Origin of the sequence: Falsigemmobacter faecalis, assembly GCF_003863335.1 — a bacterium.
Taxonomy (GTDB): domain Bacteria; phylum Pseudomonadota; class Alphaproteobacteria; order Rhodobacterales; family Rhodobacteraceae; genus Wagnerdoeblera; species Wagnerdoeblera faecalis.
Window position 1 is genome coordinate 74881 of sequence record NZ_RRAZ01000017.1, and the last position, 26855, is coordinate 101735.

21 protein-coding genes are annotated in these 26855 nt (G+C 65.1%); 6 read left to right on the top strand and 15 right to left on the bottom strand.

What is annotated here, in order from left to right:
* The first annotated feature begins 18 nt into the window (after positions 1-18).
* Both EG244_RS12780 and EG244_RS12785 read left to right on the top strand, forming a co-directional pair.
* Positions 19-633 carry a hypothetical protein gene (locus tag EG244_RS12780; protein ID WP_199737956.1) on the top strand — a complete coding sequence of 205 codons (615 nt, stop codon included), beginning with the start codon at positions 19-21 and terminating at the stop codon, positions 631-633.
* A 449-nt stretch (positions 634-1082) separates the two neighbouring features.
* Complete coding sequence (locus EG244_RS12785; RefSeq protein ID WP_124965382.1) at positions 1083-1286, top strand: helix-turn-helix domain-containing protein; 204 nt, start codon at positions 1083-1085, stop codon at positions 1284-1286.
* A 117-nt stretch (positions 1287-1403) separates the two neighbouring features.
* Here EG244_RS12785 and tssM read toward each other — a convergent pair whose 3' ends face one another.
* From tssM to EG244_RS12800, 3 genes are all read right to left on the bottom strand, one after another.
* The gene (gene tssM, locus EG244_RS12790) at positions 1404-4745 is read right to left on the bottom strand and encodes a type VI secretion system membrane subunit TssM (RefSeq protein ID WP_124965383.1); all 3342 of its coding nucleotides are present in this window, start codon (positions 4743-4745) and stop codon (positions 1404-1406) included.
* On the bottom strand, positions 4742-6184 hold the full coding sequence (gene icmH, locus EG244_RS12795) for a type IVB secretion system protein IcmH/DotU (protein WP_124965384.1): 1443 nt from the start codon (positions 6182-6184) through the stop codon (positions 4742-4744). The genes tssM and icmH overlap by 4 nt, the downstream gene beginning before the upstream one ends.
* A 2719-nt stretch (positions 6185-8903) precedes the next feature.
* Positions 8904-9584: a nitroreductase gene (locus EG244_RS12800; RefSeq protein ID WP_124965385.1), complete on the bottom strand. Its 681-nt coding sequence runs from the start codon at positions 9582-9584 to the stop codon at positions 8904-8906.
* 188 nt (positions 9585-9772) lie between these two features.
* Between EG244_RS12800 and EG244_RS12805 the strand changes: the two genes are divergently transcribed.
* Together EG244_RS12805 and EG244_RS12810 are read left to right on the top strand one after the other, a co-directional pair.
* Positions 9773-10951, top strand: a complete 1179-nt coding sequence (locus EG244_RS12805) for a thiolase domain-containing protein (RefSeq protein ID WP_124965386.1) — start codon at positions 9773-9775, stop codon at positions 10949-10951.
* Between the two features lie 6 nt (positions 10952-10957).
* Entirely contained in the window at positions 10958-12109 is a 1152-nt protein-coding gene (locus EG244_RS12810; protein ID WP_233589006.1) for an ATP-grasp domain-containing protein, read from the top strand.
* On the opposite strand, the gene EG244_RS20430 is transcribed toward EG244_RS12810, so the two are convergent.
* From EG244_RS20430 to secG, 12 genes are all read right to left on the bottom strand, one after another.
* The gene (locus EG244_RS20430) at positions 12094-12231 is read right to left on the bottom strand and encodes a cupredoxin domain-containing protein (RefSeq protein ID WP_158617303.1); all 138 of its coding nucleotides are present in this window, start codon (positions 12229-12231) and stop codon (positions 12094-12096) included. The two genes, EG244_RS12810 and EG244_RS20430, sit on opposite strands and share 16 nt — an antisense overlap.
* A gap of 16 nt (positions 12232-12247) precedes the next feature.
* On the bottom strand, positions 12248-13231 hold the full coding sequence (locus EG244_RS12815) for a Rieske 2Fe-2S domain-containing protein (protein ID WP_124965387.1): 984 nt from the start codon (positions 13229-13231) through the stop codon (positions 12248-12250).
* Positions 13228-14325, bottom strand: coding sequence for a GNAT family N-acetyltransferase (locus EG244_RS12820; RefSeq protein WP_124965388.1), 1098 nt, complete (start codon positions 14323-14325; stop codon positions 13228-13230). The genes EG244_RS12815 and EG244_RS12820 overlap by 4 nt, the downstream gene beginning before the upstream one ends.
* On the bottom strand, positions 14322-15569 hold the full coding sequence (locus tag EG244_RS12825; protein WP_124965389.1) for a CoF synthetase: 1248 nt from the start codon (positions 15567-15569) through the stop codon (positions 14322-14324). Before EG244_RS12825 ends, EG244_RS12820 begins: the two co-directional genes overlap by 4 nt.
* Complete coding sequence (locus EG244_RS12830; RefSeq protein WP_124965390.1) at positions 15566-16366, bottom strand: MBL fold metallo-hydrolase; 801 nt, start codon at positions 16364-16366, stop codon at positions 15566-15568. Before EG244_RS12830 ends, EG244_RS12825 begins: the two co-directional genes overlap by 4 nt.
* The gene (locus EG244_RS12835) at positions 16363-17334 is read right to left on the bottom strand and encodes an NAD-dependent epimerase/dehydratase family protein (RefSeq protein ID WP_124965391.1); all 972 of its coding nucleotides are present in this window, start codon (positions 17332-17334) and stop codon (positions 16363-16365) included. The genes EG244_RS12830 and EG244_RS12835 overlap by 4 nt, the downstream gene beginning before the upstream one ends.
* A 1-nt stretch (position 17335) precedes the next feature.
* Complete coding sequence (locus tag EG244_RS12840) at positions 17336-18313, bottom strand: 3-oxoacyl-ACP synthase III family protein (protein ID WP_124965392.1); 978 nt, start codon at positions 18311-18313, stop codon at positions 17336-17338.
* Positions 18314-18371: 58 nt separating this feature from the next.
* Complete coding sequence (locus EG244_RS12845; RefSeq protein ID WP_124965393.1) at positions 18372-19271, bottom strand: LysR family transcriptional regulator; 900 nt, start codon at positions 19269-19271, stop codon at positions 18372-18374.
* Positions 19272-19274: 3 nt separating this feature from the next.
* Positions 19275-20243 (bottom strand): glutathione S-transferase family protein, encoded by a 969-nt coding sequence (locus tag EG244_RS12850; RefSeq protein WP_124965394.1) that lies wholly within the window; start codon positions 20241-20243, stop codon positions 19275-19277.
* A gap of 17 nt (positions 20244-20260) precedes the next feature.
* A complete protein-coding gene (locus EG244_RS12855) occupies positions 20261-21094 on the bottom strand; it encodes a VOC family protein (protein ID WP_124965395.1) in 834 nt (277 codons plus the stop codon).
* 492 nt (positions 21095-21586) lie between these two features.
* Positions 21587-23230, bottom strand: a complete 1644-nt coding sequence (locus EG244_RS12860) for a CTP synthase (RefSeq protein WP_124965396.1) — start codon at positions 23228-23230, stop codon at positions 21587-21589.
* Positions 23231-23366: 136 nt separating this feature from the next.
* The gene (gene secG / locus EG244_RS12865; RefSeq protein ID WP_124965397.1) at positions 23367-23720 is read right to left on the bottom strand and encodes a preprotein translocase subunit SecG; all 354 of its coding nucleotides are present in this window, start codon (positions 23718-23720) and stop codon (positions 23367-23369) included.
* A gap of 1590 nt (positions 23721-25310) precedes the next feature.
* On the opposite strand from secG, the gene EG244_RS12870 reads away from it, so the two are divergent.
* The gene (locus EG244_RS12870) at positions 25311-26603 is read left to right on the top strand and encodes an adenylosuccinate synthase (protein WP_124965398.1); all 1293 of its coding nucleotides are present in this window, start codon (positions 25311-25313) and stop codon (positions 26601-26603) included.
* Positions 26603-26824: a DUF2842 domain-containing protein gene (locus EG244_RS12875; RefSeq protein WP_124965399.1), complete on the top strand. Its 222-nt coding sequence runs from the start codon at positions 26603-26605 to the stop codon at positions 26822-26824. Before EG244_RS12870 ends, EG244_RS12875 begins: the two co-directional genes overlap by 1 nt.
* The last annotated feature ends 31 nt before the right edge of the window (positions 26825-26855 follow it).

Here is a 26855-nt window from a genome sequence, read left to right on the forward strand (position 1 = left end):
GGATTGAGGAGAGTTTACATGACTGTTATTACCCGACTTTACCGCACTTATGACGATGCCCGCCGTGCGATTGATGCCGTGAACGGTATGAAACTCGCGGGGGTGGATGCCTCCTTCGCGGGCAACGAATCCGTGCAGACCACGCACCGGGACTATCAGACCCGTCTGGGTGAGCCGGTCGACCGCGTTGAAATGCATGACGCCCCGACCGCGACGGCAACCGGTGCAGGTGTTGGCGCAGCGGTGGGCGGCGGTGCAGGTCTGCTCGCGGGTCTTGGGATGCTGGCGATCCCGGGTCTCGGCCCGGTCGTGGCGGCGGGCTGGCTGGCAGCGACCCTTGCGGGGGCCGCAGGCGGGGCGCTGGCCGGTGGCGCAATCGGTGCGCTCGCCGATCTCGGGATCCCCGAGGAAGACGCCCCGGTTTACGGTGAAGCGCTGCGCCGCGGCGGGGTTCTGGTGTCCGTCCGCACGCCGGATGAGCATCGGATCGCGGTTGAGAATGCCCTCACCGTGGTTGACGCGGCCGAACTCTCGGAACTGCGCAGCCGCTATGAAGGCGAGGGCTGGCACGCCGCGGAGACCGAGGAGGAACGCGCGAGGCGTCTGCGCAGCACGCCCCCGCCGATGATCTGACTTTAGCACCCACAGCCCTGAGTAACGGTCCGCCGCCCCCGGCACCGGACTGTCACCAGGCACTCTCAGAGAGCCGGAGATCCCTATGACCAGAGAGCCTGATAAGACCACGCCGCGCCCGGGCGAACCGGCTCAGAGCCAGGCGCAGCCGCAACCGCCGTCTGAGCAGCGTCAGGATCAGCCTCTCCGGCAGATCGGCGCGACTCAGGAGGCGGCCCGCGACGAGGCTGAAGAGGACTGAGAGCGCCGCTCCCGCGCTTTCTGGTCTGATCACGCCTGCGTGGTTTTGTCACCGCCCGCCCCGACCGGGGCGGGCGGTGCTTTGTTTTTAAGGGGTTTCTCTGCGGACCCGCGTCTGGCCGGGCGCGATCACGCAGCCATCCCGTTGCAGAGCCGCGAAGACTGTGCGAAAGGCGCGCTTTCCCGTCTGACAGTCAGAAAAGACCACCATGCACCTCTCCGAAAAAGACCGCGACATGCTGCTGAAGACTCTGGACAGCAAGAACCCGGAACTGCTCCAGGCCCGGATGGCCAATGCGCTTTTGCTGCTTGCAGACGGTTTGAGCGCTGAGGATGTGGCCGGACTTCTGTTCATCGAAGAACAGACCGTATCGACCTGGGAAAAGATTTACGCCCGTCGCCACGCCGCCTGAGGCCGCCGGACCCGCCGGCTGCCTGGTCAGCCGGCGTCCATCCCCCCCCGCGGTCCGGCACGGATGACCGGATCGACTGCAGATCGCGCGACCGCTTTTCGCAATCTGCGCCCTGCCTCAGAACGACTGCGGGCAACGGAATGTCATCAGCGCCGCCAGCGGAAGAGCGGAAGCCCCCCGGGCTTTGACCGTGAAACTCACCGCCCGCCCGCCGATGCGAAAGACCAGAACGGTTTCTCCCTCTCCTGCAGACCGCATCTCCGCGGCCGCCATCAACCGCATCAGGGCCCAGGGCCCCTCACGGCTCAGGCTGTGCGCGGATCCGGGCTCCGCAGCCTCCAGTGTCACCCGCGCGTGACCCGCAGGCCCCGGCCAGGTCACCTCCGCAGGCTCTGTCTCCCCGTGAGAGGAAGTGAACCGCGTCCCGCCACTCTCCAGCACCACCCTGCGGATCTTCGGGTCAAGCGCATGGGGCGTCATCCGGAAGGTCACCTCCGGCCCCGGATCGGATGCGAAGAAGACCTCACGGATCTGCGCGGCCTGGCGAAAGGCCTCCAGCACCGCCGGGGCAAATCCGGGATCGGTGCCTCCGTGCGGTCGTGACCTCCAGGCCCCCTCGCTCCGGGTCTCGACAAATGGGGCAAGATTTGCCTGAAAGAAACTCTCCAGCTTCCCCTTTGCTCCGAAAAGCATTGCGAAATCCTGCAACGAGACCTCAGATCCTGCACCGGGCACAAAAGGATAGCCGCTGGACGTGACCTGCCGGCAAAGCGGCAGAACCTCCCGCTGCCAGCGCTTCGTCAGTGCGGCGCGAAGGCTTTCCCCCCCGGGTGCGGCCACTCCCTCGCGGATCTGCGCCGACCATCGGCTGACCGGTGCCGCGACCTTGTCCAGCTTCAACAGCTCTTTTGCTTCCGGGCGTCCCGCCCCTCTGAGGGGGATGTCCCGGTGCAGCTCCCCCATATCCGCGATCATCAGATCGAGCGGCGAGGGCCGCCCGCCCCCCGCGCCCAGCAGTTCGCGAAAAGGCCGGAAATGGTTCTCAACAACAGCGCCCGGCGCCTCGCCGCCACGCCCGGTGACAGGCCGCCGTGGCAGAGCGGACAGCCCGCCGCCTGCCGCATCAGACCGCTGGGCAGTTGCATCATCCGGCAGGGTCAACCAGGTCTCCCGCGCGATCGCATTCATCAGGTTTCGCAGCGGCGAGGCCGGCTGCGACAGCACCCCCAGAACTTCAACCGCATGGGCCGGGCTTTCAAACGCGGAGATATCAAGATCGCCCAGAAGCCCCTCATAGCGCGCGATATAGGCCTGATAGTATAGCCCCAGCACATCGCGGGTGATCGCCCGGTAAGCCCGCCCGTCCCCCTCCGGGCCGGTCACGGGGCCGAGGACCCATGCATCTCTTTGCAGCCGCATTGCCACATCCGCAGCGGCAGGCAAAAAAAACTGATGAAAGCCCTGTCGTGTGTAAAGCCCTGAAATACCCTCGCTCAGCGCGGCACCGGAGGGCCGCAGCAGCGCCTGTGCCGCACCATGCCCCGCCGCATCCTGCAACCGGAACGGTGGCAGACCGGCGGTGGCAGCACGGGCAACGATGCCATCATAAATCCGCTGCGCCTGGGGCATACGGGTCAGAACCCCCCGCATCTGCCCGACCAGATGCGCGTTGAGAGCCACCCTCTCCATCGGCTGGCGGATCAACTGGCCGAGATGATAGGCAACACGCCCCGTCAGCTCTTCAGAGCTGTGCTGCGCCATATCTTCGGCGAACCAGGCGAAAACCTCGGGGGGCGCCAGCGGGCCGGCCTGACCCAGCATCAGAGCGACCTTCAGTGCCGGGAAGATCACCCCGGGCTCATTCACGCGACTTTGCATCACCTCTTCGAGGCGCAGAAGAAGCCGCGGCAGAAGAAGACGGTTCAGCGCGTTTCGATAGGCCAGGCGCGCGTCATTCTGCAGCAGATCGCCCTGGTAAAGCCCTAACCCCAGGGCGGGTGATGCGCCCAGAACCTCTGCTTCGGGATTGCCGGGCAGACGGCTGAGCCGGTCAAGCACCGGGATCACGCCGGCCAGATCGCTGTCAGTGACCGGCCCCTGAGGGATCAGGGCCTCAGCCTCCCGCGCCTGCTGGGCAATCCGTTCGACCAACGCCTGATTGCCCAGATAGCTTTTGATCAGCGGCCACCCCAAACCCGCGCTCAGCGCCAGAGCTGCCGCCAGGGCCGTTGCCTGTACCCATCTGCCGCGCCGCCCGGCCCGGTCACCCGCAGAAACCAGCCCCGCTTCAGGCAGGATGATCTGCTGAAAAAGGCCGTTTAAAAACAACGGCTCACTCGCGGAGCCTGCGGCAGAGGGCATCGGACCCTCTACCCCGAATTTCTGCAGCATGGCAGGTCGCAGCGGATCGACCCGTCGGCCCCCCCCGCCGCCCGAGCTGAGCCACGCCCCGCGCAAAGCTCCGACAGTCTGAGCCTGGCCCTGCGCAAAAACCTCCCCCAGCCAACCCGTTGCAAGCGGGCGAAGAACCGCCATTGCAGCGGGAAAATCGACGATCAGACTGCAGCGTTCGGGATCGCTTTCAGCCGCAAGCCGCCCGACTGTGCCCGCGCTGAGCTGCCTCAGCAGCGCATCAAAACCGCGATCAAACTCCGCCACCGGGTCATTCTGGCCGCCGCGCCGCAGCAGCGGCAGCGTAAAGCCCCAGAGCGGCGGCGGTGCCGTACCCGAGGCCTCAAAGGTTTCAGTAAATCCCGCGATCAGATCACTGCCGGTGAAAAGGACCCAGACCGGCAGTGCAAGGCCAAACTCTGCCTGAAGATCACCAAGCTGACGGCGCAGGGCGTCAGCTTCGGCCCGACGGGCCGGGGCGTCGTGGCGGATCAGATCCGGCAGGCTGGCGGTCAGGATCACCCCATTCACCGGCTGACGGCTTCGGTGCTTTTTCAAAACCGCCGCCAGGCCCGGCGGAAGATCGCGGCCTGTGGTCTCAATCAGAACGGCTTCATCGGCGCGCCATATCCGGAAGTCCCTGTCGGCCAGATCGCCGCCTTCCCGGGTATCTCCAGGCGGCAGACCAAGGCCGGAATTCAAAATTACCGTCGTTTTCCCAACGCCTTCGGAACCGAGGACCAGATACCAGGGCCGCTCATAAAGCCGACCTGCGGCTTTGCTGCGCAGCCCGATCTCAGAAAGACCCGCAGGATAGAGCCCCGACAGATCGCGCAGCAGCGCCGCATCGCGCCGCCTGTCGCGACGGCTGCCCCATAAAAGCACCAGCGAAATGCCCCCCCAAAGGACAGCGATTAGCGCCGGACGGACGGTCATATCCTCCAGGGGAAGCGCCTCTCCGATGCGCAGGAGGGGGCCGAAGACCCAAAGGAAGAATGTCAGCGATGCCCCCGTCAGCAGCGCAGCCGCACAGCGCGGGAGGGAGTTTTTCAGCCGCCACCGCATCATTCTTTACGCTCCATCACCAGCGAAATATCGATCCTGCGGGTCTGGGACCTGCCCTCAGATCTGCCATCCCGGGCCGTTAACTCCCTAACGACACGCACCTCCTTTGCCAGCTGCACAGAGGGATCGGCCAGGTCTGCAAATCTGGCCCGCAAGGCCGCGGCCCGGGCAAGCGTGAGGTGCAGACCCGTCGGAAACCTGGCCGAGAGCTGCGGCTGATGATCGGAGTGCCCCCCGACCAAAACCTGCCCCTGGAATGTGACCAGCGCCGCGGCCAGGCGCTGCAACAGAGGCTGCGCCTCCGGCCGCAGCTGGTCGGAACCGCGCCGGAAAAGCTGCTCACTGTCCAGGCTGAGGGTGATCGTGGTCCCGTCGCGCACCAGGCGGATCTGATCTGCGGCAATCTCCGCAGCAAGGCGGGTTTCAAGCAGGCTGCGTTCTGCCTCCATCTCCTGTGAAAGCTCAGGCACAAAGGCCGGCGCGCGACGGCTGAGCACATCAGACCTGCCACGATCGGGCGCGGCCAGCGCAGCGAAAGCCGCCTCACTCTGACGCGCCAGAGCAAGGCTGAGGATCAGAAAACCCGCGGGCAGAAGAAAGGCGACCAGGGCCACAGCCAGCAACAGCGGTGTCAGAAACGACCGCTCGCGGTGCCTGCAGAGTACCGGTCTTCCAAGCGGCGCGCGGCCCCCGGCCCTGGCCCGCCGCAGGTCCTGAAGGAGGCCCGCAAGCCGCGCGCGGATCACGTGAAGACGCTCGGCCCCCGCCTGCGTCCCGCGCAATTCGCCCGCAAAGCCCAGCGCCAGGCAGAAGTGAAAAAACTCCAGCAGATCAATGTTCTGCTCAGGATTTTCCTCAAGGCTGGCCAGCAGATCCCGGAACCGGCTGCCCCCCACATTTTCGCGGTGAAACCTGCCAACCATGAGGTCGCGATCCCAGCCCAAGGCCTCCGCCCAGGGCCTGCAGCGCGCCACGTCATCCAGCGTCGCGCAGACCGCATAGCGCGCCAGCTTTACCTGCTGCGGGTGAGCCCCCCTTTGCAGCGCAAGGACTTCAAAGGCGCGCACCTCAGCCATGGCCGCGCGCTGCAGCGCCGCGGGATCGGAAAGGCGCGGGAGCGCGCGCATGCGCCCGATCAGAGAGAACAGAATGGAGGCGGCTGACAGCAGCGGATTATGATCTGTCAGGCTGTCATCAGGCTGCGGATCACGGCGGGAAAGCGGCCCTGGCCTCGGGCTTTGCGGATCAGATGATCCGGCATCGCTTCTGGTGTCCGGACGTGTGAAAGCATCTCTGCCACTCATCGCGCTCTCCTTACCAGCGGCACAGCACGCCGGGGTGTCCGGCTGTGCCCAACGGAGCCACCGCCACCGCAGGCCGTTCTCCTCTCCGGTTGAGAGAGCCCTCCCAGCGTCTGAGAGCGCTCCATGCGATGGGTGCATCGCAGGTGACAGTGTCGCCGAAGTGACCTCTCAATCCGGGGAACTGAGGCGATGATGGCACCGGTCGCCGGGCGGCCCCCTCGCGGGCTGTAAGAAGGGGGCGCAGCCTCCGGGCGCACCCTCGCTGCGACCGCTTTGCAAAGCAGGTCTGCTGCCGAAGGGATCAGCCCGCCTGTCGTGATCCGGGTCACAGATTGCTGTCGTAGTGTCCGTCGGGCGATCAGATCCTGTCTGTCGTCAGAGGAAAGGTCTGCCTTGAAGACCCTCTGCCTTCCACATCTCTGATGCCCCTGAAGTGGCCCGGATAAAGGCCGATCCGCTTTTACGAGCGCATCAGGGTTGAGGGGTCTGGCCCCGGAGCTTGCCGCCCCCCACAACAGGCCATCCTGCAGCGGCGTGGCACACCAGTTCCGGCCCTCGGCGGTGGTCGCACCATCAGGCCAGGCGGGTGCCTCATTCCCCGCCTGTAGCGCCCGGCGTCGTTCAGGCGCAAAGCGATCAGCATGACGTGCTGCGCGGGGCTGCGTCGGAGCCAGACTGAGCGCAGGCAGATCAGCGGCAGCCCATCCCCAAAACTCTCTGTCGGGCAGACAGACCGAGGCATTTCCCCGAGTATCTCCACGAATGACCCGGTGCCGCTCATGACGAACCTGCGCTATCAGAACGGGCCGCGTGCGGCGGGGGAGATCTGTGCAGGCGCCGTGATACACGACCCCACTGCCCTGAGTATGACAACCGCGCATCGCCCGAGCAGCCCTGGGTGCAAGCCCGCCGGTGTCTTTGCGAGCGAAGGCGCAGACACTTGCACCGGCGGGCCTCAAGCAAAGCGGATGAACGCTGCGTGTCTGGCACGCTCGGGCGGATTTAAAGTTCTGCGCCCGGCTTCGCATATCGTCGGCCCCAAAGGCCAGGCCGCCGCCAGGTGCCATGAGCGGATCTGCCGTCAGACTGTCCCTTTCAGCCAGAGCGACTGTCAGCCCCGGGGGTGCGCTGCGGCCGCTGGGATCCCTGGAGAGGCGCTTATCATGCGCCGGTTGCGGCATAAAAAGAGGATCCGCCCTTCGGAGCAAGCTGGCCGCGAACCTTGCGACAGGCCGAACATCCCCCAGCGCCACAGCGGGAAGGCGCGCGATTGCTGCTCTGCTGCGATTGCCGGACGTGGCGTCAGGGGACCAAAGACTCCGGTCGAGGCCGTCTGTCCGGCGAACCGGATTGCGCGCCAGGCAGACCGGATTATCCGGATGCCTGCGCGGGTGACCGGCGGATTTCGATGGATATCCTGAGTGCAACCACCCCTCAGGGGCCGTAGCGGAAGGATCCTGCCGGGCGCTGCGCGGAACCCACTGCAGTAATCGCCGCAGAGGCGGGTCAGGTTGAATGAAACGGGCATCAGCATCGTCTTCACCCCAGCGCTCGCGGCCGGTTCCTGACCCGCGGGCTTTGCGGGGAAAGCCCGCCAGAATAATCGCCGTGCAGGCAGCGGAGTGCCGCTTCACCGCATCTGCTGTCCCTTTCGACGCGCTCGGCAGAGCGGTTTTGAACAGCGGACAGCCAGGAGGCCCCATGGGCAGCGGAACAGGGAACGGGTTGCGATCGTGACGCCTGGTCCGGGCGTTGAGGCGGGAGGGGCGGATCGCCGCCACTTCGCAGCCCGGAGACGCCTGACGGGCGACTGTTCCGCAGCGGCAGCGGCAGATATTCCGGGCGTGACCGGCGGAGTGCCGCTGTCGGGACAGCGTCCCGCGTTCATCACAGAAAGACCCCGGAGGAACCCGGGAGCGCCGGTATGGGCTCAAACAGAGACCGCTTTCGATCTGCAAAACAGGATACTCGATGACCGCCTCAGGACAGAGCCGATGACCCTGGGACAGATAGAGACGGGTGAAATCGCCGCGAGACCTCTGGCTTCTGCGCGTGAGTGCAGACCCCTGCAAACCAGTGCAAAGCCTGGCATAGCCCTGGAGCCCCCCCCCGGCAGCGGATCCGCAAACCGTCCCGCCTGCGGCGGCTGTCACGCGCGCCGACACCGGGGATCGCGCGGGCGCATCACTTACGCATGGCTCTGCACTGTTCACGGCACCCTTCCTTTACCCGGATCTGCAGATCCTGGTCGCACCCGTAAAATCGAACGTCTTACAGTCGGCCCTGAGGCCATCCCGGTGATCTACAGATGGACTGAAGATCGTTTAAATTGAGTGAAGGCATTCAATCTCATTCACAGGGAGAAATCGTTAAGGCGGAGAAAATAACATTGCTTCCGTGTGAGCCGCACAGAACCTGCGGGGTTCGCAGCCCCCGAAAGGAGCCGCCGGAGTGGGTCATCTTCAGAGGGATCGCGCGATACGCCGGCGCCATCGGCACCGCGCACTTTGGGGTGAGCAATTCGGGCTCCCCAAAGGCACTGGAAAGATGAAGCCCGCAGCTGACAGCAGACCTGTGTGATCGCTCCCTGAAGGCGGGGTCATCCCGAAGTCCCGGGGGAGGGATGCCCGGGAAATCCGCAGGCGCGTTATGCGCTTCGGTCATCCCGCAGATCCGGGGGGATTACAGACCGGTCAGAGTTCTGCCCGCAAAACGAAGGATGAGGGCGGCGGCCCTGCTGATCGAGGGAACCACCGGACGCGCGGTCAGCACAGTGAGCAGACCCCGCCGCCAGGGCGGCCAGTCGGAAAGCCTTGCCGGGGCGCAGCGCCATAAGCTGCCCCGCCCGCAGGATCGCTCAGCCGATGTAGGTCACAAACTCCTCCGGCGCCATGCGCTCAGGGGTAAAGGCGTTTTCGGGCGCGGAGGGGTCTTCATAGCCGAGGGCCATGCCGCAGATCAGCTGAAGATTATCCGCCAGCCCGAGGCGCTGCGGGATGAGGCGCGGGAAATCGGCGAAGGCGGCCTGGGGGCAGCTGTGCAGCCCGAAGCCACGGGCCGCAATCATGATATTCTGAATGAACATCCCCAGATCGAGCCAGCTTCCGATCTCCATATCGCGTTCCAGCAGAAAGAATATCCCGGCCGGTGCGTCGAAGAAGCGGAAGTTGCGGGCATGTTGCGCAGCCATTCGCGCGGTCTCGCCTTTGGCGATCCCCAGCGCGGAATACAGCCCCCAGCCGGTGGCGCGGCGGCGCGCCAGATAGGGCTCCCGCCAGGTGCGGGGGTAATAGTCGTATTCCCGACCCTCCACCTCTCCGGCGAGATATTTCGCGCTGAGCTCCTCGCCCAGCGCTTTCAAAGGGGCACCGGTCACCACGGCCACATGCCAGGGCTGGATATTGGAGCCGGAAGGGGTGCGGGCCGCCGCGGCAAGGATCTCGCGGATCGTCTCGCCCGGCACCTCTTTGGGCAGATAGGCCCGGACCGAGCGGCGCGAGCGGATGGCCTCAAGGACCGGGTTCTCAGTTGACGTCATCGATGTTCTCCCCACCTCTGGGGAACAATCTGCGGCGGGTGTCGGCGGGACACAAGGCTGCGGGTGCTGATCTCATGCCTTTTGCGGGGGCTGTTGCGGCGCTGGCTTGATCGGCAGCCGCATTCGCATTATCTTTGAGTAAGCTGTATACCGATGAGTAACATCGGCCAGCTTCAGGAGGAGCCAGGATGATCCCGAACGTCTCGAATGTCAGCATCATCGGTGCGGGTCACACCCGCTTCGGTCGGCTGTCGCAAAATCTCGAAGAGCTGATAACCGAAGTCACGCAGGAGGCGCTTGCAGACGCCGGGGTTGCGGCTGCGGAGGTCGATGCGATCTTCGTGGGCCATTTCAACTCGGGCCTGGTGTCGGACGGCTTCCCCTCTTCGCTGGTGCATCAGGCCGATCCGGGCTTTCGCTTTACTCCGGCGGCGCGGATGGAGAATGCCTGCGCTTCGGGTTCAGCCGCGATCTTTGCCGGTCTGAACGCGATCCTGTCGGGTCAGGCCGAAACGGTTCTGATCGTGGGCGTTGAGAAAATGACCTCGCGCAGCACGGCAGAGGTGACCACGGCCCTCGCCGGTGCGGGCTATCAGAACGATGAATTTGAAGCCTCGCTGAGCTTTCCGGATGTCTTCGCCCTGGCCGCGCGCAATTATGCAGAGCGCTATGGCGACCCGCTGCCCGCCATGGCGAAGATCGCCTCCAAAAACCACATGAACGCGATGAAAAACCCCCTCGCGCAGATGCACCGTCCGATGACGCCGGAACAGGCAGGCACCGTCACCGAGAAGAACCCGGTGATCTCGGCGCCGCTGCGGCTTTCGGACTGCTCGCTGATCTCGGACGGGGCGGCGGCGATCGTGCTGACCACCACGGCGCGGGCGAAGGACTTCCCCAAGGCCGTTCAGTTCAAAGCGGCGGTGCATGTCAGCGACAGCCTGCCGATGTCGGGTCGCGATGTGATCGGCTTTGAGGGCCCGGCCCGCGCGATCGGCAAGGCCTATGAGCAGGCGGGTGTGACGGTCAAAGACCTGAGCTTTGCCGAGGTGCATGACTGCTTCACCATTGCCGAGCTGCTGATCTATGAAGCCATGGGTCTTGCTGAAAAGGGCAAGGGCGCAGAGGCGATTGAAAACGGCACCGTTCTGGCGGATGGCGCGCTTCCGGTGAACCTCTCGGGCGGGCTGAAGGCCAAGGGGCATCCGGTGGGGGCAACGGGTGTGTCGATGCATGCGCTGTCTTATCGTCAGCTGACCGGACAGGCGGGCGAGATGCAGCTTGAGACCCCCGAGACCGCGCTTATCTTCAATATGGGCGGCGCGGCGGTGGCCAATTACGCAACGATTCTCAGCCGTCGCGACTGATCCGTGGTGGCTTTGCCTCACACCCTTCTTGTAACCGGCGCGCGGGCGCCGGTTGCTTTGCATCTGACGCGGCTTTTGTCGGCGGCGGGCCACCGGGTTCTGCTGGCCGACAGCCTGCACCGCCCGCTGGCCGGGTATTCGCGCCTGCATGACGGCTGCCACCTGATCCCCTCACCGCGCTTTGCGCCTGAGGCCTGTGCGGCGGCGCTGAAGCAGCTGATCGCGCAGGAAGGGATCGGTCTCGTAATCCCGACCTGCGAAGAGATCTTCCATCTGGCTTCCTTCTGGCAGGCGGGGGACATGCCCTGCCCGCTTCTCGCGCCGCCCTTCCCGGCGCTGATGCGCGCGCATCACAAGGGCTGGTTCATCGAGGATTGCGCGGCGGCAGGTCTGGCGGTGCCCGACACCACCCTCCTGACCGATCGGGCCGGGCTGGAGCGGCAGATGCCCCATGCCCGGGATCTGGTCTTCAAACCCGCCTGGTCGCGCTTTGCCGATCAGGTGCTGATCCGGCCCAAAGCGGCGGTCGTCGCAGGGCTGCGCCCAAGCCCCAAAACCCCCTGGATCGCCCAGCGCTTTGTTGCCGGTGAAGAGATCTGCGTTTACGCCCTCGCCTCTGAGGGGCGTTTGACGGCGCTGTCGCCCTATCGTGCGCTGCTGCGGGCCGGACAGGGCGCGGCCATCGCCTTTGAGCCGCTGCAGGATCCGGGGATTGAGGACTTCGTCACCCGCTATATTGAAGCTACCGGCTGGAGCGGGCAGATCTCTTTTGATCTGATGCGGCTGCCGGACGGCAGTGTGCTCCCGCTTGAATGCAACCCCCGCGCCACCTCGGGGCTGCATTTCTTCTCTGATGGCCCTGAGTTCACCCGGGCCCTCAGCGGTGCGGGTCCGATACTGCGCCCCCGGAGCTGGCCGCCGATGGGATCACGGCTCGCGGTCTGGCTGAGCAATCTGGGCAAATTCCGCTCCACCGCGCATCTCAATGTCACCATCACGGATATTCATCACTGGCCCGGGGACAGTCTCTCCAAACTGACGCAGCTGCGCGGCCTTTTGCCCATTGCGCGCCAGGCGCTGCGGCTGCGTAAATCGCTGATCGCGGCCTCAACCCATGACATCGAGTGGAACGGGCCGGAGGATCAGGCCGCTTTGTAACGCATCCGCGGGTTTGACGCCGCATCCGGCCACTCGCCTTTGGGGAGTTTTGTGACATCGCGGCGCAGGAGATCCGGAGGCGGCGGCTGCCAGATCGCAGCCCCGCCCGACGACCCGCCCATGAAGCAGGCTCCCGGATCACAGCTCGATATAATGGATGCGCGGGTGGGCCGCCGCATCCGGCATCCCGCCTTCGAGGATCTTTGCAATATCGCGGCGCAGAAAGTCTAACGGGCCGATCACCGGCTTTTGCCCCGGCACCGCATTGGCGCGGGCTGAGGCGAGGACCCGGCGGTCCTGCTCAAGCGCGACGCGAAAGAGCGGTTTGAAAAACAGCGCCTTCAGATGGCCAAGGCCGCCCTGCTTCGGACCGGCAAGCCAGCCCACCCCCTCCACCGTCTCCGGATCGGCCTGACGCAGGTGAAACGAGGTCGCCAGCACCATGCCGCCTGGCCCCCAATATTCCAGCTCTGCAATCCCCGGTGCCAGAAAACGCCCCACGGTTTTCATCCGCGCCCCCTCCAGCAGCTTAGAGATCAGCCCGTGCTGCGCTTCCTCGCCCTCATAGCTGGCCTCTACCCGGCCAGGCCCGCCGGTCACCTCAACCTTCACCCGGTAGCGTTTGGAGGAAAGGCCCCGCAGCACGCCTTTATGGGTGAAATGGGTATGGGTCGCATCCAGGATATTTTCGGCCGCATCAATCAGCGTGGACCGGGTGGAGCTGCGCACGAGGCGCGTCACAATCTCCTGACCGGCGAGGCAATGGCTGTAAGGCAGCCCCTCGGGTGTGCCGGAGGCCACAAAGATCGCGCCCTCATGCTCCACCGCGCGAAAGCGGCGCACGCGCAGCGGCGGCACCGTCTCACAAAGCCCCGGAATCGCCGTACAGGCACCGTCGCCGCCAAAACGCCAGCCGTGATAGGGGCACTCAATCTCACCGCCCACCACCCTGCCTTTCGACAGCTCGACAAAACGATGCGGGCAGCGATCCGTCAGCGCCGCCACGCCATCTGCCGTGCGAAACAGCACCAGCGCCTCGCCGTCCCACATCACCCGCAGAGGCTTTGCCCCCAGATCGCCAGAGCGGGCCAGCGCGACCCAATGGCCGGAAACCGTCGTCATAAATCAAACCTTTGCAAAAGCGGAATGCCAAGCCGGGTCAGGACCCCGGCGATGACAGCGGTGGCGCGGCGCGCCCCCCCGGACAGATGCCCGGTATAAACGGCGGTATATTCAATGACCGGGCGGGCGCGGCGGTTCTTTTTAAAGCCCGCCGCCCCGGCGCTCATGTTGAAAAAGCGCCCGCCCGCTTCGGCCCGCTGCCGCGAGAGGGCCATCATGCGGCGATAAAGCCCCTCAGCCTCCGGGCGGGAGGTGTCATAGCCCACAACCGGCTGGGTGAGCGTGAGGCCGCTTTCAAACAACCCGGTCACCGCCACCAGATCCCCGCCCGGCGCGCGCAGCGCGATCAGATCCAAAAGGCCCGCCCGGTGCATCTCGCTGAGAAACAGCCCCTGATACTGCGGGTTCAGAGGGGTGTATTTCTGCAGATAAAGCTGGCCGTAAAGCCCGGCTGCGGCGTCATAATCCGCTCGGGAAAGCCTGGTCACCACCTCAAAGCGCCCGTCGCGGAGCAGCGCGTCATCGCGCTTTATATCGCGCGAACGGGCCGGGCTGCGACCATCATAAAGCCAGATCCGCCGCGCGGGCAGCATCTGAAATCCCGCCCCCTTCAGGGCCGCCATGGTCGCGCCATCCGCCACCTCATTGAGCGAGCGGATCACCAGCGCCCGGGCCGGATGCGCGGCACAAAGCCGGTCGCGGATCACCCCGGCCTCCGCCGCCCCGAGCCCGGGGACCGGATTGGTGGAGAAAAGCCAGTTGTTGATCTGCACCTGATGATCGAGCCCGCTGGCCGTCAGCAGGGGGCGGCAGGCGCGGATCAGCCCGGCCATGCTGCGCTGCAACACAGGCTGGCGGGCGAAATGGCGGATCTCTTCCAGCGCGTAATCGATATAGGCCGCCGAGGGGCGGCAGATATAGCAGTTCCCCGCTTCATCGCGGTCGTTCAGCGTCAGGGGAAAAGCGGCACCCTGCAGCTCAAAAAGCGACATCCGGGTTGTCAGCCCCGCGATCAGATCCGGCATCGGGCGCGCGTTCATCAGCGCCACAAAGGCAGCAGCCCGCGCAAGGTCCGCCGCCGCAAGCCCGCTCATCCGCGGGCCTTCACGCGGTTCTCGACCCGGCGAAGCTTGCGCGACGGATCAAAGCCCAGCGGCTGCCGCAGCAGCACCACCCCGACGCCAAGCCCGCGCCCGGACAGATAGTCCCGCAAAGCCGCCAGCGCCCGCGCCGCCGCCTCTTCCGGAAGATCGGGGGGCAGCACCAGTTGAATGACCAGATCCCCGCTGCGGATCACCCGGTAATCCGTGATGCGCGGATCGGACTTCACTACCGCATTGCGCAGAGCATCGGGCGTAATAAGCCGCCCCGCGATCTCAAAGCAGTCGTCGCGCCGCCCTGCCACCTCGCTTATCACCCGCAGCGGTGAGCCACAGGCGCAGGGCTCATCTGACAGGCGCAGCAGATCATTCATCCGGTAGCGCGCCATGATCTGCGTCTCGCGCCGGAAGCTGGTGATCAGCGGGCTGACAAGGCCGTCGCCCAGCGGCTCAAACTCAAAAAAGACGGAATCTTCCGCCAGATGCAAAGACCCATGCGCGCAGGAGACCCCCAAAAGCCCCTCCGTCGCCATATAGATCTGCCGCAGCGTCAGCCCGGCCCAGGCCTCAATCTCTGCGCGCTCCTGCGTCTCCAGCGTCTCAGCCGCCGAGAAAATCCGCTTCGGGCGAAACACCGTACCACGCGCCGCAAGCCAGCTGAGAAGGCGCGGCGGCGCGATGAGGACCGTGGGGGCAAAGGCCTCCAGCGCCTCAATAAAAGTCTCAGGCCCTGCGGTGATATCGAAAAACCGCAGCTCAATCCGGCCGGTCTGTCGCGCGGCGTCATAAAGCCGGGTGTTTTGCGGCAGGATCACCGCAACTCTTTGGCGCGATAGCAAAAGATCGGGGATCGCCTTGCCCAGCAGGCTGCCCAGCCAGCGATAGCGCTCGGCGTCAGAGATCACGAAATAGCCACGGTTACCGCTGGTGCCGGTGCTGGCGCCAACCGTGTAATCACCGATGCGGCAATCCCGCGACAGCGCCCCCGCGACCTCGGCTGCGGTGATGCCGGGACGGTTGAAAGCCGCAAAATCCGCCATCAACTGCGCTTTATCCATCACCGACAGATCCTGCAGCCGCGCAGCGCCCCGGCGATAAGCCGCGACCTGGATCACATCACGCGCCAGCCAGCGGGCCAGCGCACGGGCCTGCCAGGCCTCAAAGCGCGCCCGGCTGACCCGGCCTGAAGCGGCGATGCGGGCGGCGGCAAAGCTGATCAGCGCCCCGGCCGCTTTCATGCGCCCTCTCTTTCGTCAAAAGGCGTGGGCGCGGGGTCGTGGCAGAGCACGATCGCCGCCCCCCGCGCCTCAGCCTCGCGCACAAAACGGCGGCTGTCGGCGGCGGCGGTGGCATCACTCGCGACGAGAGAGGCCGTCACACGCGGGCTGCCTCCGGGCAGCAGCGCGGGCTTTACCCATTCCGTATCAACGGCATAAAAGAGCCGCACCCCGGGGAACCACAGCCCGAAATGGCCCTCTGCGTGCCCCGGCAGCGCCACGGCCAGCACCGAGCCATCCCCGAAAAGATCCCGCCCCCCCGGAGGGCCGTCGCGCTGCGGCAGGCCCTCGACTTCGGTCAGGCGGTCCTCAAGGTCCTCGGGCAGCAGCTCCGAGAACACACCGTGGCGCAGATTGGCAAAGGCCCCCGCCGCACGGATGGCCCGCAAAGCGCCGCCATGGCCGATCACCCGCGCCCTTGGGAAAAGCCCAAGGCCAGAGATGTGATCGGCGTGGTAATGCGTCACGATCACCACCTTGATATCCGCCGGGCGCAGGCCCTGGCGGGCCAGAAAATCGACCGGCTGCGCGTCAGGGGCGATCTGCAGGGCACGGGCGTAAAGCTTGAGCGGCAGTGAGCGCTCAGCCCCTTCGGTCACGGCATAGCTGTAGCCGGTGTCGATCAGGACCGGCCCGACTGTCGGGTGGATGAACAGCCCATAGCGCACCCTCAGACGCAGTTTCGGGAAGCCGCCGCCGCGCTGCACCAGCCCGCGTCGCACCGGCACCCAGGCGCTGTTGGCAAAGACCGGGATCATGGCGCAGGCCCGAAAGTGCGGCGCAGCCCCTCCTCAAAGGAGATCTGCGGCTGCCAGCCCAAAGCCTCGCGCGCGCGGCTGAGGTCCAGGCTTTGGCGGAAGGCAAAGAGCGCCAGCGAATAGGGCGTGATCATCGGCTCATGGCCGCGAAGCCGGGCCGCGAATTCGACAAAGCGCGCCACCGCCATGGCCCCGCGCCAGGGCAGCGGACGCCAGCGGGGGGTGAAGCCCGCTCTTTCGCAGGCCGCCTCCACGATCTCGACCACCGACAGCATTTCACCACCGGAGATATTATAAACCGCACGCTCGGCTTCTTCCGGCGCGTCCAGTGCCGCGCGGATGGCAGAGACGACGTCATCGACATGGGTCAGATCAATCGCCGCCTCTCCGCCGCGCAGCATCGGCAGCGGGCGCCCTTTGGCGACCCGCAGCAGGCGCGGCAGAAGCGCCGTATCGCCCGCGCCATAGATCCCGCGCGGGCGCAGAATGATCGGGCCAACCTCGGGGGTATCGAGGACCAGATCCTCGGCCTCGCGCTTGGTGCGGGCGTAGTGGTTGATCGGCGCAGGCAGCGGTGCGGTCTCAGAGAGATTGATCTGATCGCGCGCCGCAAAGGCCACCGCGGGGCTGGAGATCTGCACAAAGCGCCGCACCGCACAGGCCCGCGCCACGGCCAGGGCCTGGGCCGTGCCCGCCACATTCGCCGCCCGAAACGCCGCCAGCGGCCCAAAGGGCGATGAAAGTGCTGCCGTATGCACCACCGCATCAAAAGGACCAGCCAGCGTCAGCACCGCCAGCGAGGCCGGGTCCGAGAGGTCCGCCGCAACCGTTCGGATCCCCTCAGCCTCAAGCGCCGCCAGCGCCGCGCCGCTGCGCCCGGTGCCGACCACATCGCGGCCCTCGCGCGACAGGCTGCGGATCAAAGCGCCGCCTAAAAACCCCGTGGCTCCGGTCACAAGTACACGCATCTCAGATCTCCAGTGCCAGACCGCCAAAGGATACCCCCGCCGAGGTGCCAAGGATCAGAACCTTTGTGCCCGGGCTTACCCGCCCTTCACGCCGCGCCAGATCCAGCACCAGCGGGATCGAGGCCGCGATCTGATTGCCATAATCTGCCGCCACATTCACCACCCGCTCCGGCGCAAAGCCCGTCAGGCGGATCATATGCGCCAGCCCGCCGGGGCTGGCCTGATGCGGGATCACCAGATCGGGACCATGGCTCCAGCCTGCGCGGGCCAGGAGATCCTTCACAAAGCCCGCGAAATGGCGTGCGGTCAGGCGAAAAAGTTCGCGCCCGTCCATGCGGAAAATCGCATTTTGGGCAAAGTCCTGCGGCGCGTTGTGAAAGTCATACCGCGTGCCGCCCGAGCCGATCGAACAGGCCTGCCAGCCCGAGGGGTAGCTGCGCAACAGCGCCGCCGCCAGCCGCCCAGAACCGCCGCCACGAAGAACCAGAGCGCCTGCCCCATCGCCAAAAAGCCCCGCCACCTCCGGCGCCTCCGCCCAGGGCAGCGCACGGGAGGCCAGCTCTGAGGAGACGATCAGCCCGTATTGCCCCTCTCCGAGCATCCGGGAGGCCACCTCAAATCCGGTCACAAAACTCAGGCAGGAGCTGTTGACGTCAAAGGCCGCCAGCTGCCCCTCTCCCGCGCCAAGCGCACCCGCCAGCAGCGGCGCGGTGGCCGGAAGCGGCTGGTAAGGCACCGCTGAGGCACCGATCACCAGCGAGAGCTCAGCCGCCGCAATCCCCGCATCGGCCAGCGCCTGCCGCGCGGCAGTCACCGCCAGCGTGATCTGGTCTTCGCCCGGGGCCACCTCATAGCGGCTCTGCACACCGCAGGCGGCCTCCAGCCAGCCCTCAGGGCGATTCAGGCGGTGGTCGATCTCAGCCGATGTCAGGCGGCGCTGCGGCAGGGCCGAACCCGTGCCACAAAGCGTGATGTGCATGGGCTGACCTCATTATTCGCGACCCGTTACCCTCTGATGTAGCAACGCAATCCCCCGCTCACAAGGAAGAGGGGGGATTTCCCCCCCGGCCGAAGTCCTGCGCCAGTGCATCAACCAGCGCCCGCACCTTGCCCGCCAGATGCCGACCCGGCGGCCAGACCACATGAATTGGGATCGCCGGTGGCTCAAAATCCGCCAGCACCGGCACCAGCGCCCCGGAGGCCAGCGCGTCACCAGCGACGAAATCCGGCAGCCGCGTGATGCCAAAGCCGGAAAGCGCCGCAGTCAGGCAGGCTTCGGCATTGGAAAACCGCAGCCGCCCCGTCACGCCCACCGGCTCTGCGCCAAGAAAGAACCAGCGGGTCGGGTCGCGCATATTGCTGTCAAGGATAAGATCCTGGCCTGCGAGGTCTTCGGGTGCCTGCGGCACGCCGCGCGCCTCAAGATACTCTGGTGAGGCCAGGGTCATCAGCCGCGCCGCGCCCAGACGCCGGGCAATCAGACTACTGTCGGGGGCCATGCCGACGCGCACCGCCAGATCAAAGCCCTCTTCGAGAAGGTTCACCACCCGGTCTGAAAACTGCACATCCAGCCGGATCGCCGGATAATCCGCCGCAAAGCGCATCATCAAAGGCACCAGCCGCCGGGTTCCAAAGGTCACCGGGGCCGAAACCCTGAGCCGTCCGGCCGCCAGCCCCGACTGGCTGCGGACCGAAGCCTCCAGCGCCTCCATCTCGGCCAGAAGATCCTTCATCCGCTCGTAATAGACCTGCCCAGCTTCGGTTGGGGCGAGGGCCCTTGTGGTGCGGTTGAGAAGCTGAACGCCCAGATCCGCCTCAAGCCGTGCGACCAGGCGCGAGGCCTGGCCGGAGGAGGTCTGCAACCGCCGCGCGGCGGCTGCAAAACTGCCGGTGTCGAGCACCGAAACGAACATACGGTCACAGGCGAGGCGATCCAAAGCTCACTCCCGGCGCAGCCAGGGCAGATCGGGTCCTTTGGGCACAATGCCGTTCGGGTTCAGCGCCCGGATCGAATAATAGCCGCGCTTGACGTGATCGATATTCACCGTCTCGCGCACGCCCGGAATATTCAGCGCCCGTTCCAGATAGCTTTGCAGCGCGGGGTAATCCGCAATGCGGCGGCGGTTGCATTTGAAGAGCCCGTGATAGGCCGCATCAAACCGCACCAGCGTCACAAAAAGGCGCACATCAGCTTCGGTGAAGCGGCTGCCCATGAGCCAGGGGCCGGTGCGGTGCAGACGCTCTTCAAGCGTGTCGAGGCAGTCAAAGACGCCCTCATAGGCCTCATCATAGGCGATCTGCGTGGTGGCAAAACCCGCACGGTAAACGCCGTTGTTCAGCGCCGGATAGATCGCGGCATTGATCGCATCAATCCCCTCGCGCAGATCTTCGGGGTAAAGATCGGGACCCGAGGCCAGATCGCCAAAGCCCGAGTTGAACATCCGCACGATATCGGCGGATTCGTTGTTCACGATGGTGCCGCGCTTTTTGTCCCACAGGACCGGCACCGTGGCGCGTCCGGTATAACCCGGGTCGGCCATGGTGTAGATCTGGTGCATATAGACAGCGCCGTTCAAGTCATCAGGCCCGGTGAACTGCGGCCCCTTTTCCGTGCCAAAGCGCCAGCCCTGGGGGCTGAGTTCCGGCTCGACCACCGAGACGGAAACCACTTCGGTCAGCCCCTTCATGCGCCGCGCGATCAGCGCACGCGAGGCCCAGGGACAGATCAGCGCGACATAAAGATGATAGCGCCCGGCCTCGGCCTGAAAGCCGCCCTCTCCGGTCGGACCTGCGGCGCCATCGGGCGTGATCCAGTTGCGAAAGCCCGAGACCTGGCGGACAAAGCCGCCCTTGTCGTCTTTCGCCTGGACCGGCTGCCAGTCTTCGGTCCATTTGCCATTTACCAGCATATCGCTTTTCCTCTGTCTCAGATCGCGCGGATGGTGAGGGGGGTGTTCCAGGGGTCACGCAGCTCAAACCCCAGGGGGGCATCGGCACCAAGGCCGGCGGCGCGGCGCAGCTGCAAAGCGCGGCCCGCATCGACGCGCAGCTCCATATCCGTCAGACCCGTTGAGGGCATGGCGCGCGGCGCGGCATTGCGGCTGTTCCAGACATTGGCCGCGATATGGTGGTGATAGCCATCCGCCGACATAAAGACCGCGCCGGGGTAATGACAGGTCACATCAAGACCGAGTTCGCCGACGTAGAACTTCTCCGCCTCAGCGACCGAGCCCACCTGCAGATGCACATGGCCAATGACCGAGCCCTCTGGAAAGCCCTGCCATTTACCGGACTTCGCCGATTTCACCAGGCCTTCGACATCGAGAGGATCGCTCGACATCTCCACCAGGCCCCCCTTCCAGGACCATTGATCCCGGGGCCGGTCGATGTAAATCTCAATGCCATTGCCTTCGGGATCGTTGAGGTAGATGGCTTCTGAGACAAGGTGATCTGCCACGCCGCTCACCGGGGCCTGTTGTGCGATGGCCTGTTTCACCCAGGCGCCAAGATCCGCCCGGGAGGGCAGAAGGAAGGCCGTATGGAAGAGACCGGCTTCTTTGGCTGCCCGTTGACGTGCTGCGCGATCCTGCCGCAATTCGAGCAGAACCTCTGAGCCCGAGCCATAGCGTGCCGTCTCACCGTCACGGCCCATCGGATGCAGGCCGATGACCTCTTCGTAATAGCGGCCGACCTTGTCCAGATCACGGACGGTCAGGGCCACGCGCCCCATATGAAGGCTAGTTCCGGTCGGATTGCTCATCTCGGTCTCCCCTGCCTCATGAACCAACGCCCGAGGCTGAAATTGCGTTGCCGTGAATATGCCTTTGTTGTGATTAATGCGAAACCGGTCATGATTGAGATAAACTCCTTCCGAAACGGAAGGAATAGGGCGGCAATCCTGCGACTTTACCCCGCATCCCGCTGGCAACTGCGGGATACTCAGTCAAAAGAGGAGCCCCGGATGCTCACAGGGGCGCTCACAAGAGGGCCAGGCGTCAGGCCCAGAGACAATGTCGTTGCGCGCGCCTCCGGTCTCCCGCCTGCTGACGGATCCTCCGAGCCCGGGTGGTCGCAGAGGTACCCAACGAGTGCCCTGCGGCTCTGACGTCCTGTCCTCATACAGGCCTAAGCCCCCCCTGCCCGCTGCCGGATTCCTCCGTGAAAGGAGGAGGCCGTTCAGATGCCAGTGAGGCCCATAAAAGACAGCCCCGGCCACTGGGGCCGGGGCTGTCTGCCGCCGATCTGAGAGGGCTCAGACCAGACGGGAATTTTCGGTCGCCGCGCGCACGAAATCGGCAAAGAGCGGGTGCGGCTCAAAGGGTTTCGACTTCAGTTCCGGGTGGAACTGCACGCCGATATACCACGGGTGATCCTCAACCTCGACGATCTCGGGCAGTTTGCCGTCGGGCGAAAGGCCCGAGAACTTCAGCCCGCAACCCTCAAGCTGCTCCATGTAGCGCGCATCAACCTCATAGCGGTGGCGGTGACGCTCTTCGATCTCAGTGGTGCCATAGATGCGGGCCACGTGGCTGCCGGGGACCAGCTTCGCCGAGTAAGCGCCCAGACGCATGGTGCCGCCCTTGTCGTCGGTCGACTTGCGCTCAACCCTGTGGTTGCCCTGCACCCATTCTTTCAGGTGGTAAACCACCGGGGTGAAGCGCTTTTCACCGGCTTCATGGTCAAACTCTTCCGAGCCTGCGTCATCGATGCCGGCAAGGTTGCGTGCCGCTTCAATGACCGCCATCTGCATCCCCAGACAGATGCCCATGTAAGGCACCTTCTTTTCGCGGGCAAAGCGGGCCGCTTTGATCTTGCCCTCGGTGCCGCGCTCACCAAAGCCGCCCGGAACGAGGATCGCATGGAAGCCTTCGAGCCAGGGTGCCGGGTCTTCTTTGTCGAAGATCTCGGCGTCGATCCACTCAGCGCGCACCTTCACACGGTTGGCCATGCCACCATGGGTCAGGGCTTCCGCGATCGATTTATAGGCGTCTTCCAGCTGGGTGTATTTGCCCACGATAGCGACGCGCACTTCGCCTTCGGGGTTCGCCATGCGGTCCATGACGTCTTCCCAGCGGGCCAGATTGGGCTTCGGCGCAGGCTCAATGCCAAAGGCATTCAGCACGGCCGTATCAAGGCCTTCCGCGTGATAGGCCAGGGGTGCCTGATAGATGGTCTTCAGGTCATAGGCCGGGATCACATGCTCTTTGCGCACATTGCAGAAGAGAGCGATCTTCTCGCGCTCACGCTCGGGGATCGGGTGCTCCGAGCGGCAGACGAGGACATCCGGGGCCAGACCGATCGACTGCAGTTCCTTCACGGAGTGCTGGGTCGGTTTGGTCTTCAGCTCACCCGATGCGGCCAGATAGGGCAGCAGCGTCAGGTGCATCAGGATGCATTCACCGCGCGGACGCTCATGGATGAACTGGCGGATGGCTTCAAAGAAGGGCAGGCCTTCGATATCGCCAACGGTGCCGCCGATTTCGCAGAGCATGAAATCAACCTCATCTTCGCCGATGCGAAGGTAGTCTTTGATTTCATTGGTGACATGGGGGACGACCTGAATGGTCTTGCCCAGGTAATCACCACGGCGCTCGCGCTCAAGCACGTTGGAATAGATGCGACCCGAGGAGATCGAATCGGTCTTGCGGGCAGAAACGCCGGTGAAGCGCTCATAGTGGCCGAGGTCGAGGTCGGTTTCCGCGCCGTCATCGGTCACGAAAACTTCGCCATGCTCAAAGGGCGACATCGTGCCGGGGTCGACGTTCAGATAGGGGTCAAGCTTGCGCAGACGCACGGTATAGCCGCGGGCCTGAAGCAAAGCGCCAAGAGCTGCCGAAGCCAGCCCTTTACCAAGGGACGAAACAACGCCGCCGGTAATGAAGATATAACGTGCCAAGGCGGCCTCCGTGAGTTGGCGAGCGAATAGCAGAATCGCAGGATCACGGGAGTCAGATCATATGGACCCGATCCCCCAAATGCAATGCGCGCCCATGTGACCCGGGCGCGCAGGCAGCGAATTCAGTAAAGTGGGATCAGTCGACGCGCGGCGGCGTCAGCGGCTGACTGCCAATGCCCGGCGGCAGCAGATCCGAACCCGGAGCGGCCGGCGCGGTCATCTGACCATCGGCACCCGGAACGGTATCAACAACCGAGGACCCGGCGGCATCCTGACGCGCCAGAACGGTCAGCGCGAGCGAGGTGCAGATAAAGGCGATCGCGAGGCCCCAGGTGACTTTGCTCATCGCGGTCGCGGCTGCGCGGCCTGAGACGACGCCCCCGCCACCCCCGCCGATTCCGAGGCCACCGCCCTCCGAGCGCTGCAGCAGGACAACCCCCACCAGCGCAAGCGCGAGGATCAGATGAACGGTGAGGACGATATTTTCCATGCTCAGAACCTTATGATCGGCTGACGCGACTGTTTAGGCGCAGAACATCTCCGGCGCAAGCACCCGCGCAAGGGAAGTTCGCCGCAGGGGAATGATTTTACTTTCGGGCAGCGCTTCTGCGCGCAGGGCGTTTCGGCGCCTTCCGGCGTAAGAAGGCGCCTGCCCGCAAAGGAGACCCCGTCCCGGCGCAGTCCAAAGGCCTGCAAGCCCCCTGCGCAGAGGGTTTGCGCTGCCGGAACGGACCCCGCGGCTGTCCTCAGGCTGGCGGGGGCATTCTGCGCATCAGCCCCGGCCCGTATCGGCTGTGCTTCCCTTTCCGGTCACAAACGACCGGGTCCCGGCCTGCGCTGACCTTCGGTCTCCGCCCCGGCCGGACAAAGGCCCGGCTCGGCAGCTTTGCAGAATCAGCCCCGTCTCCGCCAGACAGCGATCTCCCGGCTCCCCGCTTTGAGGAAGGATATCAAAGCTACCCTGCCCCACCCCCTCAGATCAGACAGAACGGGCGGCACGGATCCCGGGGGACCTGGCTATGACATCAGGGGGTGCGGCATGGCCCTCGACACTCCCTCTTGCGACAAGGGACGGGAACCAAAGCAATCGTTCGCGGGCCGCACTCTTGAACTTCGCCACCTCATCACCCGGCGGGCAGTTGGTCTGAACCCGACAGCCCCCAAAGAGCCGGGCCCCGGCCACGGCGCAGATCGTCGCAGCCCGATGCGATCTTCCCTGCAGGATCGCTCCCGTACCAGCCGCGACACGTTCAGCAGAACTGCCTGACCTCGCAATCAGCGGCGCGCTGGAGCGGTGATCCGCAAAGCTGTCGTCACCACAGAGTGGCCTTGGCAACAGCCGCGCCCTTCCCGTCAGCGCCGCCTGAACGTCCCGCGGTGCCTCAACCTCGCAGAGGCTTCGGGCGAAGACCCGCGAAACTGAATGAGATCACCGCTCTGATGACCGCGGCGCTATTCGCGTCATTGCTGTCGGGTCTTGCCTGAGCGCCGCAGCTCCGGCGGTGATCCGGGCCGCAGATGCACAGCAGGGAAAGGCGCGCGCGGCAAAATCGCTCTGCCAGCGGTGCCGCGCAAGCCAGCCCTGACGGGCATCGCCAGAGAGGCTCTGAGGCTGATGTGACCCGATTGGAGCGACGGGTGGCTCTGCGGAAGGCGGCACCAGGCCGCAGCGCCGCCTTCCCTGTCCGGAACCTCTCAGGATCGGGTCGCCCGATGGTCCCCGGCCCTGCGTCCCGGACTGCTCAGGTCCTGACGCGCCCGTGGCAGAACGCTGCATCGCAAAGGGGGCTCAACCGCCCCTGCCCGGACATCAGTCCCCCCCACGAACCCGTGGCATTTTCTCCGCGATGCGGCAGAAGGGCGCCAGGGCCTGCCCTTCGGTCTTGCCGTCCGGCGCACAATCGGCCAGAAGAAAGCGAAACCCATGCCTGGTTCCGACCGGCACTTCCCGGGCTGCCGGTTTCACCCGCTGCCTGATGACGCATGCTGAACCATGCGTTTTTTGGTATTTTCAGGTTTCCACTCTGCTGCCCTCTCGTTATAGGGGCCGGGGTTTTCTCTCGAGGCAAGGATATTCCTCATGGCCAATGTTGTTGTCGTGGGCGCCCAGTGGGGCGACGAAGGCAAAGGCAAGATCGTCGACTGGCTGTCGGAGCGCGCGGATGTCATCGCCCGCTTCCAGGGTGGTCATAACGCAGGCCACACGCTGGTAATCGACGGCAATGTCTACAAGCTCTCGCTGCTGCCCTCGGGCATCGTGCGCGGCGGCAAGCTGTCGGTGATCGGCAACGGCGTTGTTCTGGATCCGTGGCACCTCGTCACCGAGATCGAAAAGCTGCGCGGTCAGGGCGTCGATATCTCGCCCGAGAACCTGATGATCGCTGAGAACACCTCGCTGATCCTGCCGCTGCATGGCGAGCTGGACCGCGCCCGTGAAGGCGCTGTGGGTGTGGCGAAAATCGGCACCACCGGTCGTGGTATCGGCCCGGCTTATGAAGACAAAGTCGGCCGTCGCGCGATCCGCGTCGCGGATCTCGCCGATGAAGCCACCGTTGAGCTGCGCGTTGACCGCCTGCTGGCCCACCACGATGCGCTGCGCCGTGGTCTGGGCCTGGAGCCGATCGACCGTGCCGCACTCATCGCGGTTCTGAAAGAGATCGCGCCGAGCGTGCTGCCCTATGCACAGCCGGTCTGGAAAGTGCTGACCGACGCCCGCCGCGCCGGCAAGCGCATCCTCTTTGAGGGCGCACAGGGCGCGCTGCTGGACGTTGATTTCGGCACCTATCCCTTCGTGACCTCGTCGAACACCCTTGCGGGTCAGGCCGCGACCGGTGTGGGCCTTGGGCCGACCGCGATCGACTTCGTGCTGGGCATCGTGAAGGCCTATACCACCCGCGTCGGTGAAGGCCCCTTCGCTGCCGAGCTGAACGACGAAGACGGCCAGCGTCTGGGCGAGCGCGGCCATGAGTTTGGCACCGTGACCGGCCGTAAGCGCCGCTGCGGCTGGTTCGATGCGGTTCTCGTCCGTCAGACCTGCGCCACCTCGGGTGTCTCGGGCATCGCGCTGACCAAGCTCGACGTGCTGGACGGCTTCAAGACGCTGAAAATCTGCGTGGCTTATGAACTCGATGGCAAGCGCATCGACTTCCTGCCGACCGCTGCAGACCAGCAGGCGCGCTGCAAGCCGATCTACGAAGAGCTGGACGGCTGGAGCGAATCGACCGAGGGCGCACGCTCCTGGGCTGACCTTCCGGCCGCGGCGATCAAATACGTCCGCCGCGTGGAAGAGCTGATCCAATGCCCGGTTGCCATGCTCTCGACCTCGCCCGAGCGCGACGACACCATCCTCGTCACCGACCCCTTCGCTGACTGATGGCGCTGAGCTACCGCAATCGCAAGCGCCTGGCGCTTTTCGTTCTGGTGATCGGCCTGCCCGTTTATATCGTGCTGGCCGTGACCCTGGTGGGTCTGATCGAGCGTCCCTCCATCTGGGCGGAACTCGCGATCTATGTGGCCCTGGGCATCCTGTGGATCCTGCCGCTGAGAAAGGTTTTTCTTGGCGTGGGTCAGGACGATCCGGACCGCCGCGACTGACCCTGCGGTAAAGAAAAAAGGCGCATCCTGC

Coding starts and splice junctions, on each gene's coding strand:
- EG244_RS20430 (WP_158617303.1), bottom strand. CDS start 12,231: ATGGGCGGGTCGTCGGGCGGGGCTGCGATCTGGCAGCCGCCGCCTCCG.
- EG244_RS12840 (WP_124965392.1), bottom strand. CDS start 18,313: ATGCACATCACGCTTTGTGGCACGGGTTCGGCCCTGCCGCAGCGCCGC.
- tssM (WP_124965383.1), bottom strand. CDS start 4,745: ATGATGCGGTGGCGGCTGAAAAACTCCCTCCCGCGCTGTGCGGCTGCG.
- EG244_RS12805 (WP_124965386.1), top strand. CDS start 9,773: ATGATCCCGAACGTCTCGAATGTCAGCATCATCGGTGCGGGTCACACC.
- EG244_RS12815 (WP_124965387.1), bottom strand. CDS start 13,231: ATGACGACGGTTTCCGGCCATTGGGTCGCGCTGGCCCGCTCTGGCGAT.
- EG244_RS12825 (WP_124965389.1), bottom strand. CDS start 15,569: ATGAAAGCGGCCGGGGCGCTGATCAGCTTTGCCGCCGCCCGCATCGCC.
- icmH (WP_124965384.1), bottom strand. CDS start 6,184: ATGCACCCATCGCATGGAGCGCTCTCAGACGCTGGGAGGGCTCTCTCA.
- secG (WP_124965397.1), bottom strand. CDS start 23,720: ATGGAAAATATCGTCCTCACCGTTCATCTGATCCTCGCGCTTGCGCTG.
- EG244_RS12830 (WP_124965390.1), bottom strand. CDS start 16,366: ATGATCCCGGTCTTTGCCAACAGCGCCTGGGTGCCGGTGCGACGCGGG.
- EG244_RS12855 (WP_124965395.1), bottom strand. CDS start 21,094: ATGAGCAATCCGACCGGAACTAGCCTTCATATGGGGCGCGTGGCCCTG.
- EG244_RS12835 (WP_124965391.1), bottom strand. CDS start 17,334: ATGCGTGTACTTGTGACCGGAGCCACGGGGTTTTTAGGCGGCGCTTTG.
- EG244_RS12850 (WP_124965394.1), bottom strand. CDS start 20,243: ATGCTGGTAAATGGCAAATGGACCGAAGACTGGCAGCCGGTCCAGGCG.
- EG244_RS12785 (WP_124965382.1), top strand. CDS start 1,083: ATGCACCTCTCCGAAAAAGACCGCGACATGCTGCTGAAGACTCTGGAC.
- EG244_RS12875 (WP_124965399.1), top strand. CDS start 26,603: ATGGCGCTGAGCTACCGCAATCGCAAGCGCCTGGCGCTTTTCGTTCTG.
- EG244_RS12780 (WP_199737956.1), top strand. CDS start 19: ATGACTGTTATTACCCGACTTTACCGCACTTATGACGATGCCCGCCGT.
- EG244_RS12820 (WP_124965388.1), bottom strand. CDS start 14,325: ATGAGCGGGCTTGCGGCGGCGGACCTTGCGCGGGCTGCTGCCTTTGTG.
- EG244_RS12800 (WP_124965385.1), bottom strand. CDS start 9,584: ATGACGTCAACTGAGAACCCGGTCCTTGAGGCCATCCGCTCGCGCCGC.
- EG244_RS12870 (WP_124965398.1), top strand. CDS start 25,311: ATGGCCAATGTTGTTGTCGTGGGCGCCCAGTGGGGCGACGAAGGCAAA.